The organism is Candidatus Zixiibacteriota bacterium (genome assembly GCA_040753495.1).
Classification (GTDB): domain Bacteria; phylum Zixibacteria; class MSB-5A5; order GN15; family PGXB01; genus DYGG01.
This window is the reverse complement of the sequence record JBFMEF010000047.1, coordinates 1-10,938: the sequence shown is the minus strand read 5'-3', so window position 1 is coordinate 10,938 and position 10,938 is coordinate 1. Positions and strand designations below refer to the sequence as shown.

10 protein-coding genes are annotated in these 10,938 nt (G+C 51.0%); 4 read left to right on the top strand and 6 right to left on the bottom strand.

Going from position 1 to position 10,938, the window contains the following annotated elements:
• The 4 genes from AB1690_02785 to AB1690_02770 all read left to right on the top strand — a co-directional run.
• Positions 1-521, top strand: a 521-nt coding sequence (locus tag AB1690_02785; GenBank protein ID MEW6014227.1) for an FAD-linked oxidase C-terminal domain-containing protein, incomplete at its 5' end; no start/stop codon positions are given.
• A gap of 154 nt (positions 522-675) precedes the next feature.
• The gene (locus AB1690_02780; GenBank protein ID MEW6014226.1) at positions 676-1,461 is read left to right on the top strand and encodes a hypothetical protein; all 786 of its coding nucleotides are present in this window, start codon (positions 676-678) and stop codon (positions 1,459-1,461) included.
• Positions 1,448-1,690, top strand: coding sequence for a helix-turn-helix domain-containing protein (locus tag AB1690_02775; protein MEW6014225.1), 243 nt, complete (start codon positions 1,448-1,450; stop codon positions 1,688-1,690). Before AB1690_02780 ends, AB1690_02775 begins: the two co-directional genes overlap by 14 nt.
• A gap of 334 nt (positions 1,691-2,024) precedes the next feature.
• Positions 2,025-3,320, top strand: a complete 1,296-nt coding sequence (locus tag AB1690_02770) for a citrate (Si)-synthase (protein ID MEW6014224.1) — start codon at positions 2,025-2,027, stop codon at positions 3,318-3,320.
• Positions 3,321-3,366: 46 nt separating this feature from the next.
• Here the strand turns inward: AB1690_02770 and AB1690_02765 are convergent, their stop codons facing one another.
• The 6 genes from AB1690_02765 to AB1690_02740 all read right to left on the bottom strand — a co-directional run.
• Positions 3,367-5,403: an ATP-binding protein gene (locus tag AB1690_02765; protein ID MEW6014223.1), complete on the bottom strand. Its 2,037-nt coding sequence runs from the start codon at positions 5,401-5,403 to the stop codon at positions 3,367-3,369.
• 47 nt (positions 5,404-5,450) lie between these two features.
• A complete protein-coding gene (locus tag AB1690_02760; protein ID MEW6014222.1) occupies positions 5,451-7,385 on the bottom strand; it encodes an ATP-binding protein in 1,935 nt (644 codons plus the stop codon).
• Positions 7,386-7,833: 448 nt separating this feature from the next.
• Positions 7,834-8,769: a thioredoxin-disulfide reductase gene (trxB, locus tag AB1690_02755; protein MEW6014221.1), complete on the bottom strand. Its 936-nt coding sequence runs from the start codon at positions 8,767-8,769 to the stop codon at positions 7,834-7,836.
• 4 nt (positions 8,770-8,773) lie between these two features.
• Positions 8,774-9,658, bottom strand: a complete 885-nt coding sequence (locus AB1690_02750) for a complex I NDUFA9 subunit family protein (GenBank protein MEW6014220.1) — start codon at positions 9,656-9,658, stop codon at positions 8,774-8,776.
• On the bottom strand, positions 9,655-10,203 hold the full coding sequence (cobO, locus tag AB1690_02745; GenBank protein ID MEW6014219.1) for a cob(I)yrinic acid a,c-diamide adenosyltransferase: 549 nt from the start codon (positions 10,201-10,203) through the stop codon (positions 9,655-9,657). The genes AB1690_02750 and cobO overlap by 4 nt, the downstream gene beginning before the upstream one ends.
• A gap of 32 nt (positions 10,204-10,235) precedes the next feature.
• Positions 10,236-10,938, bottom strand: a 703-nt coding sequence (locus AB1690_02740) for a (Fe-S)-binding protein (protein MEW6014218.1), incomplete at its 5' end; no start/stop codon positions are given.

Here is a 10,938-nt window from a genome sequence, read left to right as displayed (position 1 = left end):
ATGACGCCGACAAGCAGAGCGATGATATAATGGCGATCTGCCGCAAGCATCACTCGATTTTGCTGAGAAGGGAAACCGATGAGCAAAAGGCCGAGCAGCTCTGGAGGATTCGAAGAAACCTCTCCAGAGCGGTTAAAGCCTCCGCGGAGCAGAAGATTTCCGAGGATGTGGCGGTGCCGCCATCAAAGCTGCCGGAGCTGGTCTCGTTTGTGGCGCAGTTGAATGCGGAATATCCGGTGCGAATAAATGCCTATGGGCATGCCGGCGACGGGAATCTTCATGTTAATTTCCTGGTCGAAGCCGGAAAGCCTGATTACAGTAAAGAGATTGAGGAAGGGATTAACCGCTTGTTCGACAAAACCTTGGCTCTGGGAGGAACCCTGACTGGCGAGCATGGTATCGGGCTGACCAAACGTCTATTCCTGCCGCGGGAGTTCAACACGGCGACCCTGGGGGCAATGAAAGCGGTCAAGGAAGTCTTTGACCCGCATAATCTTCTGAATCCCGGGAAGATGTTTTAAGCGGCTACGATTTCCCAAATCTTAAATATACCATAGACTTCAATGGTGACTTCGTCTCCATATGAAACACAAATAAACAATAATATACAATAATATCTCTTGCTAAATATTATAAAACACTTATATTTCTGCGGTATTAACCGTGGAGGCATAAATGTTGTTTGGCTTGAGATTTTCATTAGACGGGCTGCCATCGCTTCAGAATACCGATTCCTACTTTGACAAATTAATGCAGCCGGAAGGGGCTAAGCGGCGAATACTTGGTCAGGTTCTACTTCTGGTACTATTCCTATTGATTTATGGCTTCGTAATGGGGGCATATCACAGTTTCCTGCAGGCCGTCGTCGCCGGGGCAAAACTTTCGTTGCTGTTTGTCCTGGCTTTGCTAATCTGCTTTCCGGCATTTTTCATTGTGCAATTTATTCTCGGTTCGCGACTGAAATTATTTCAGATGGTTTCGATGGTGCTGTCGGGATTCTTGCTTATGTCAGCCATCATGATTTCCTTTGTGCCGATTGTGGTAATTTTTCTTCTTACCGGAAGCAATTACTATTTTCTCCACTTGCTCCATCTGGCTATCATGTTTTTTGCCGGCATTTTCGGGATGAACACTATCGTTCAGGCTCTTAAATATTCCTGCGAGAAGAAAGGAATCTATCCCAAAAACGGGGTGGTTGTTTTTCGGGTCTGGGTGGTGATTCTGGCATTTGTGGGTATTCAGCTGGCGTGGAGCCTGAGGCCTTTCATCTCCAAAAGAGGGGAACCATTTGAGTTTTTCGGGGAATATGAAGGGAACTTTTATGCGGCGGTAATCTATGCGGCGAAACAGCTCACCGAGCCGGAAGAAAAATCGCCAGTCCCGGAAGCGTTGGAACGGATTGAGAGCCTGTTTCCCCCCGACACCTTGCGGACAACCGGAGGGCAGATTGACAGCCAATAATGACAGCGACATCATGACATTGGAAGAGGTAGCGACCTATCTAAAGCTTAAGCCGCAGACCATTTACACCTGGGCGCAGGAAAAACGGATCCCGGCGGCAAAGTTGGGAAAGGAGTGGCGTTTCCGGAAGTCCATCATAGACAAATGGTTTGCTTCCCATATCGATGACAAATTTCGCCAGTTTGTGAGCGAGTCGGAGGGCGATGGCATGGACCGTCAGACAGGATAGCATCGGTCGCATCGGTTCCTCCTTTTGGGCAATGGATTCTGCCGATACGTTGCTATAGTCGAAACGGCTGTTTACGCCTATAAATTCCCCCATTATAAGATTCTCAGTCGAATTAAGCGCGTCTGGCAATTTTCCCTCAGAACCGAACAGCAATGACGAATTCCGCCCCGGGTCTCTGTATAATTCCTATATATCAAAAAAAACGGCGCCGCTGATATTGACAAGCGGAGGATTATGGAGTAATATATCCGGGTGAGAATATGTGAAAGAGTTCACAATGGCGGAGGCGACAAATAAACCCCAATCCAATTAAATAAATACAGGAGTTTAAATTATGGCCACACTGCAGAAGAGGATGGCTGAAATTATTCCCGGCTTGCGCGATGAAGTCAAGAGCATCACCAAGAATCATGGTGATATCAAGATTTCTGATGTGACGATAGCGCAGGCGTACGGCGGTATGCGCGGAGTCAAGGCGATGATTTGCGATACCTCCGTGGTCAATCCTGACACCGGGCTGGTGATTCGCGGTATTCCTCTCAATGAGCTGACTGAGAAGCTTCCCGAAGAGATTTTTTATCTTCTTCTTACCGGCGAGATGCCGGACAAGGCGACCCTGAAAGCGCTTCAGAAAGAGTACAGCGAGAGAGCCAAAGTCCCTAAATATGTTTGGGATGTTCTGGAAGCGATGCCGAAAGATTCACACCCGATGGTTATGCTCGATACCGCCATTCTGGTTATGGAGAAAGAATCGGAATTCCGGAAAGAGTACGACAAGGGGATGAAGAAAGAAGATTACTGGAAACCGACCCTCGAAGACGCCCTGAACATTCTGGCGAAAATGCCGGTGGTGGCGGCGGGTATCTACCGGATGCGTTTCAAGAAGGGCAACCGGATTGCTCCCAAGAAAGATCTCGACTGGGGCGCCAATTACGCCCATATGCTCGGTATCAAGGACAAGAGCGGAAACTTTGCCAAGTTGATACAGCTCTATCTGACCCTTCACTGCGACCACGAGGGCGGCAATGTCAGCGCCTTCTCGGCGCATACGGTCGGCTCGGCGCTGTCGGACGCTTATTATTCCCTGTCGGCCGGTCTGAATGGCCTGGCGGGACCTCTGCACGGCTTAGCCAACCAGGAGTGCCTGGGTTGGATACTTGATGTCCTCAAGCAGTTCAAGGGAGTTCCCCCGGAGGAAGAGCTCTACAAATTCTCCTGGGATACGCTCAATTCCGGACGGGTGATTCCGGGTTACGGCCATGCCGTTCTTCGCGTAACCGACCCCCGCTTCACCGCTTTCCTAGAATTCGGCAAGAAATATATTCCGGAAGACCCGGTCTTCCAGCTGGTCGCAAAAGTGTATGACGTTGTCCCGCGCGTTCTAAAAGAGCAGGGCAAAGTCAAAGACCCGTGGCCCAATGTTGACGCCGGTTCGGGTGCGCTTTTGTATCATTACGGCTTGACCGAGTTCCCGTATTACACCGTTCTCTTTGCCGTTTCACGTGCCATGGGTATTCTGGCGCAGTTGGTGCTTAATCGGGCGCTGGGGACTCCGATTACTCGTCCCAAATCAGTCAGCACCGCCTGGATCAAGAAACAGATTCCGTCGGCGCCGGCTCCACAGCAGTAATATACTGACGATTATGACAACGGCGGTCTGGTTGACCGCCGTTTTTTTATGGCATCGGGATTTTGATTCTAAATTCCGCGCCTCCGCCGGGGGGGGAATCTATTTCAATGGCGGCGCCGACTTCTTCGGCAACCTGATGAACGATGGATAAGCCCAGCCCGGTGCCGCGCTCACGGGTGGTGAAATAAGGGGTGAAGATTTTGTCCTTGAGGTTCTCCGGGATGCCTGGTCCGGAATCTCGCACGGTCAGGACAATTTCGCGGGACTCTTTTTTCAGATTGACTGCAACGGCTCCCCCCTTTTCTTCGCAAGCCTCCACGGCGTTGCGGAGAAGATTGATAAGCATCTGTTTGACCCGGTCAGCCGGCGCCTGAAGATATATCTCCGGCTCAATTCCGGCGGCAAAACTGATATTCTTATCGGGCAGGTCAAGGCTGAAAAGACGGCAGGTTTCCTCGACCAGCCGGCTCAGATTGACCCGGTCGTGCCGAAGGCTCTTTTCTTTGGCAAGAGCCAGAAAACGAGTGACAATTTCATTGAGACGAGTCGCTTCCGATTTTATCTGGCGGACAAACTGCTGAAATTCCTGGCTGTTTGTCTTCGGTTCAAACTCCGCCAGAAGCCTCTGGGCGGCGATAGAGATGGCATTGAGAGGATTGCGGATTTCATGGGCGACACCGGCGGCAAGGTCACCCATCTCCGTCAATCGCTCTTTCCGGCGCGAGGCTTCCTCCAGTTCCCGGACCCGCGTCAGGTCGTAAACCAAACCGACCACTCCGTATTCCTGATTTTTTTCATCCAGAAGACGCGCCAGATTTAAGAGCAGATATTTACGGCCTGAAGGGAGTTCCAGAGTAGATTCATATTCCACGGAATTCTGCGCCGGAGACAGACGGTCAATGGCGAGGATATCGCGATAAGCGAATTCGCTCCAGTTCCGTCCGATTACCTCTGAATCAGAGAGCCCAAAAATAGAGAGGAACTCTTTATTTGCGAGCTCGACCTGGCCGTCTTTTCCGATGACAACCAGACCGGAATTGATGCTCTCGAAAACCTTCTCCGCCAAAGACTGCATTCTCTTAAGACTCCGGTCAAGATAGAACCGCTTTTGACGACCGGCCAGATAAAGCATGATAAGCACAATAGCGGCAAAAATGACCAGGCTGAGAAGAATCATCTGCCGGTCGAACCCTTTCATGATGTCATAATATTTTTCGAGAGAGAGACCGACTCGAAAGAGACCGTTCTGGTACTCAATTGAAGAAAAGGGGCGGACCAATTCGAGGACATTTCGCTCATTGAAGTCATAGACACGGGAACTGACGGAATCAACACTGAGAGCGGCAACCAGGAAGGAGTCGCTTTCAATTTTCGGAAGTGGTCCTATTTTCCGCGAAGAGAAAACAATCCCTTCAGCGGTTTGAAAGACGATATATTCGATACCGACCTCGCGGGCGATATTCTGAATAAGATAACCGATTCCGATATCTTTTTTGGCGGAGGTGTAGAAGAGGGCGTCGGACAGAATTCCGATTACGCGGCTGCGGTCAGCCGTGAGAGAGAGATAAAGCATGGAGATTTCGCCGGGGAGGTCGCTTTCGATAAGGGTGAAACGAGTTCTTTCCGCAGGTTCGGCCAGCAGGTCATCAATTTCAATCTGAAGATTTTCATTGAGGCGGTCAAGCCGGACAAAGAGCCCGCGGACGCCGGAGGCGAGGAGGTTCTGGGCGGTGTCGTAAATGACAATGGCATCGACGCCGAACTCGGAGGCGAAGTCAGCCAGTTCATCGGATGTATAATTGAGCTTGGCGCGGCGTTCAAGGAAAGAGGTTAAATCGGCGAATTTTTCCTGCGTGAGAAGGTCGAAAAGGGAGTTTGATTTGATTGTATTGTCGGCGCTGAGAGCGAGGCTCTCGATAAGGGCGACCCCCTGACGACGGAGAAGTTCCAAACTGTCGGCGCGGCTTTTCTGTATGCCAAGATAGGCGAGAATGAAAATCAGCCCCCCTAAAAAGAGAAGCAAAAGAAGTACAAAGCGAAAATTCAGGGCAGGCAGTGAGGTCGATTCGGGGGCACGGCTCATGCCGATAAATTAGACGGTTTAATGATAGGAATCAATCAGATAATTGTCTAAGAAACGAGCGCTTCCGGTTGCGCCGTCGGCGCGGAGGGGGCGCTTTCTGTCTGTGAAGGCCGCTTGACCGGAATGCGCACCTGGAAAATAGCCTGCGACTCATCGCTGGTATGATACGAAATTTCGCCGCGGTGGTTGTCCACCACATTCTTGCAGGTAATAAGACCAAGCCCATTCCCCTGCCGGCGGGTGCTGAACCGGGTGACAAACAGCTTGGGGATATTTTCCGGGTCAACGCCGGGACCGCTGTCGGCGACTTTGATATAGACCGCTTCGCCGCTCTCATCGAGCGAAGTGGAGATAATTATCCAGCGGGTGCCGTCGAAATTCGCCAGTGAATCGGCGGCGTTGTATATCAAGTTTAGCAGTAGATGCTGGAACTGGCCAGCGTCGATTTCAACCAGCGGGATATTGTCGGCCAGATTGGTGCCGATGAGGATTTCGTCAAAGCGGTTCTGCGGCTTGATAAAGGCAATCAGGTTTTCTATCAACTGATTGAGGTCTTCTTTCTCAAATTCGGAATTCTCATCGCTGAACTTGGTGAGTCCCTCGGTGAAATTGGTGATTTTGGCGACGGTCTCGCGCATCAGGATTATCTTCTGCTCCGTCTTGGCTTCATCCCCCTTGGCGATGACCATCGGAAGCAATTCCAGATTTCCCTGAAGGATTGCCAGATAATTATTAATTTCATGGGCGATATCGCGCGCCATCTTTCCTTTGGAGGCGATGCGGTCGAGCTTGAGAATCATGCTCTGGTAGTTTTCGCTTTCGGAAATATTCTTGATGAAATGCAGTATCGCAATCGGGGGGCAACCCTCGGGACCGAGCGGCGTCTGCACCAGAAGGGCGGGGAATTTGCTGCCATCACGGCGGCGACAGATAATCTCTTTGGCGGCGTGCAGGTCGACCGGACCGTCGGCAAGCGGCTTCTGCGAGCGGGGAATGCTGAATATATTGGAGATTTTCCGTCCCAGCATATCGTTTTGATTATAGCCGAAATCACGCCCCGCCTGCTGATTATAAATCAGAACCTGGTCGTCGAGGTCGGTGACGATAATGGCATCGGGGGAATAATCGACCAGCGCCGTCAGGATCGATTCCGATTGAATGAGAGCATTATTGGACTGCAGCAGTTCCCGGTTGGCGGCGGTGAGCTTATGCTGCTTTTCCGCCATGCTCCGCGCCATGGTATTATAAGCGGCGCTGAGCCTTCGAATTTCCTTGTCCCCTTCCTCTTCGACCACATACCGCTCCTCCCCCTGTGCCGTTTTCTCCATCGCTTCCACCAGCCGCGTCAGAGGCTCGCGGAATCCGCGGAAAATAAGATTAATTATCATCAATGAAATAAGGGCTGATATCAGAAAGAGCACAAAGAGCAGCTCGGCTTGATTACTCTGAGAACTTTCGGGAAGTCGGTTATTGACCGTGACCACCAGCGCGTTGTCGCCGATTTCGTCTCCGCGCCGCAGGAGATAACTGATGGTCTTGCCGTCCCGGCTGAGAACCGGAAGAATTTCGGTCTTAATGCCGGCGAGAAAAGGGGGAGCGGATGGGTCGTTGCTATTGCCATTGTGATTGAGTTCGAAAGTGGTCATGCCGGCGCCGGCAAGATTTATCAGGGTGTCGCGGCCGCGACGTCGGCAGAGAAGGTCAATCCTTTCAATTTCATGATTCCGGGCAAGAAGCTGGTCGGCTTCAAAGAAGAGGGTCTGGTCGATGACGTTAAGGCTGGAATCCGCGGAGATGATATTCATCAGCGAGGCCGCTTCGGCAGAAATCTTCTGCTCCATTTTCTCATAGAACTGCGAAGCAGTTTCCTCATCATCAGAATAGAGAAACACCAGCGCCAGCGCCGAGAAGATGAAGAGAATCTGAATGATAATCAGATGCGAAATGCGGACGAATAGACCCGGTTTAAATGAACGACCCATCAAATTTTCTCCGGCAAACTAATAACTGATGATGTTATCGGCAGGATGTACGATAAGAATTAGTGGAATCGGAGACAGGAATTAAAATAGGGAGTGGTGGAGGGGGGATGCCCGACTCTAACGTCAGGTGGCTGGTAGTACCAGCACACACCACTCCCTAAAATCTCTAACAACTCAAGGGAGCCTATAGTTCGCTTCCATTGATTAGCTCAGCAATCGATGTGCCACAATGTAGACTTGCGAGGTCAACGGCTTCCCTTGGCGCAATTCATAAATTTCTACTGAATAATAGCTTAGAAAAGCCCCGAAGAAATCAACTTGGATATCCTCCGCAAATTATGCGCAATATGCAAAAGAATTCATATTAAGAGCATTACAGAATCCGAAGCAGGCGGCGAACTTAGAAGTATTATGCTGACAGATATGAATCCCTCGTTAAGTGTTGTATTTAATGAGGATGCTCCAATTCCTCGATATATTTCTCGGCGGCAACGGCGGCGGTGGTGCCATCACCGACAGCATTGGTGATCTGTCGAACCAGCTGCGCCCGGACATCGCCGACAGCAAAAATTCCCTTAATAGAAGTTTCCATCCGCTCGTTGGTGATGATATATCCTCCGCTGTCTTTCTTCAGCGGCTCCCGGGTAAGATTTGAGTTGGGGACAAAGCCGACGAAAACAAAAATCGCTCCGACCTCAAGGGTAGAGGTCTCCCCTGTCTTAACGTTGCGGAGGGTGAGGTTTCGCACTTTGGTGTCGCCATTGATAGATTCGACGACCGTGTCCCAGATGAACTCCATCTTGGGATTCTGGAAAGCCCGTTCCTGGATGATTTTTTGCGCCCGTAGTTCGCTCCGGCGGTGAATGAGATAAACCTTGCTTCCGAACTTGGTAAGGAATATCCCTTCCTCGACCGCGGCGTCACCGCCGCCGACCACCGCTATGACCTGATTCTTGAAAAAGGCGCCGTCACAGATGGCGCAGTACGATACCCCTTTGCCGGCGAATAGGTTTTCACCCGGGACATTGAGATGATTGGGGGAGCCGCCGGTGGCGATAATAACGGCTTTGGCGCGGTAGATATCCCCGCCGGCGCTCACTACCATTTTATGATTGCCTTCGGTGTAGATTTCCGCCACTTCATCGGAGATTATTTCCAGCCCAAATTTCTTGGCATGCTCGGCCATACGCATCGCCAACTCCGAGCCGGATATCAGGTCAAAACCGGGATAGTCTTCAACTTCGGCGGTATTGGCGATCTGGCCGCCGGGGAGGAATTTCTCCAATAGAACCGTCTTCCGATTTGCCCGGGCCGAGTACAATCCGGCGGTCAATCCGCCCGGTCCGCCGCCCACAATCACGATATCATAGTCCTTCACTGACATTTCATTACCTCAAGTATTCTCTTATCTTGGATTCAAAAGAGGTCAAATTGATTCCAAAAATCTCAAGCAATTCCCTGTTGTCGGCAACGCCTCCGGCGCGAAGCATCTTCAGCTGGTCCACCGTCACCGGCGCCGGCTTCAGGAAACGCTCTATTACCCACGCGTTTATCATCATCAACCAGAAGGGAATATACAGGTTAAAGCGCTGGATATTCAAACTCTTTTTGATAATCTGCACCAGCTCACGGAATTCGAATACTTCCGGCCCGCCGATTTCAATAGTCTGATTGACGGCGCGCCGATTGTCGAGAGATGCGACCATGACTGATGCCAGGTCATCTATGAAAATCGGCTGAACTTTGTAGCGGCCATCGCCAATCACCGGCGCAAAGGGGAGCCGCTTGAACATCCGGGCGAATTTGTTGATAGAAATATCTTCAGGACCGAATACAAAAGAAGGGCGAAGAATGACAAACTCCAAACCGGAATTGCGGATAATTTCTTCGGATTCCCATTTGGCGCGGAAGTATTTCGTAAACGGTTTATCACTGGTGCCGAGAGCGGAAAGATAGATGATTTTTTTCACGCCGCAGGCCTGGGCGGCGTCAATTAGATTTCTTGTTCCCTGTATAACGGTCCTCTCGAAGGTCAGCTCTCTGGTTTCGGCGATGATGCCGACCAGATGATAGACTGCCTGCGCACCGGTGAATGCTTTTTCCAGCGATTTGGCGTCATGAATATCGCCCGCGGCGATATGGAAATTCTTCGCAGCCGGAATATTTTTCGGCGGTTTCCGGCTGATGACGACGACGTCGTGAGACGATTGGGCGAGCGCGCGCAGCAGACCCCGCCCGACAAAGCCGGTCCCTCCGACCACAGCCAGTTTCAAAAATCGACACCTTTCTGCGCCAGAATTCCCTTCTGGTAGGGATGTTTTATTTCCCGCATCTCTGTGACGAGGTCGGCTCTGTCAATCAGCCCTTTGGTGGCGCCGCGCCCGGTAATGACCAGGTGCAAGAGCGACGGTTTGGAATCGAGGAGATGTTCCATTTCATCCGGCATGACCAGTCCCAGGCTGACGGCGACATTGAGTTCATCGAGAATGACCAGTTGATATTTTCCCGAGGTCATCTTTTCAAGAGCCAGTTCGAGCGCCTTTTTGGCGGCGGCGCGATGCTCCTCAATCGGCTTTTTGTCATCGACAATGCCGACAAATCCCTCCCCCATGACATTCAATTCCACATTCGGCGCCAGTTTCTTGAGGCCGTCCAGTTCCCCGTATTTCCAGCTCCCTTTGATAAACTGAATTACGCAGACCTTCCAGTCGTACCCGACCGCCCGGATGGTCATCCCGAGGGCGGCGGTGGTCTTCCCTTTGCCGTCGCCAGTGTAAACTATCAGCAGTCCTTTTTCTTTTTTATCGATGTCGGTCATAAGAGATTCCCTTTATGAGTTGTCAGAAAGTACTATTTGATAAGCCGTTCGGCAAGAATTTCGATTGGGTGAACGACTTTGAATTTCTCCCCCATTTCGGCGCGGACTTTCATCTGGCATGCCGGACAGGAGGTCATCAGGTATTCCGCCGGAATAGAGGCATATTCCTCTTTCTTTTTCTGGAACATCGCTTTCGCCTCTTTGAAATGGACAAATCCGTAGGAGCCGGCCTGGGAGCAGCAGCGGTCGGCATAGAGAGGGTGATGAATTTCGACGTTATCCAGTTTCGAAATTAGACGCTCCGGCTCATGATGCAGTCCGGCGGCGCGGAGATGACAGGGGTGGTGATAAGTAACGGCGATTTTTCTATCGGAATGGAATTTCGAATAATCTATCTCCAGCCGGTTCAGATACTGACTGATATCAAAGCATTTGGCGGCAAGTAACTCGGCTTTTCTGCGGTAAGAGGAACCATCATCGAAGTAATGAGGGTACTCTTTCAGTTTCAGCAGGCAGGAGGCGCATCCGGTAATGACCGCCTTGAATGGCTCCAATCTATCAAGATTGTATTTCGCTTTCTCGATGAGACTGGCGCGATGACCATAAACTTCCTGGGGCAAGCCGCAGCATTTTTGAGGCGGAAGAGAGACATTGACGCCAAGGCGGTCGAAAACTGTGAAGATGGCGTCCCCCACTTTTGAGGCGAGAAGATTATCGGCGCAGCCATGAAAGAGG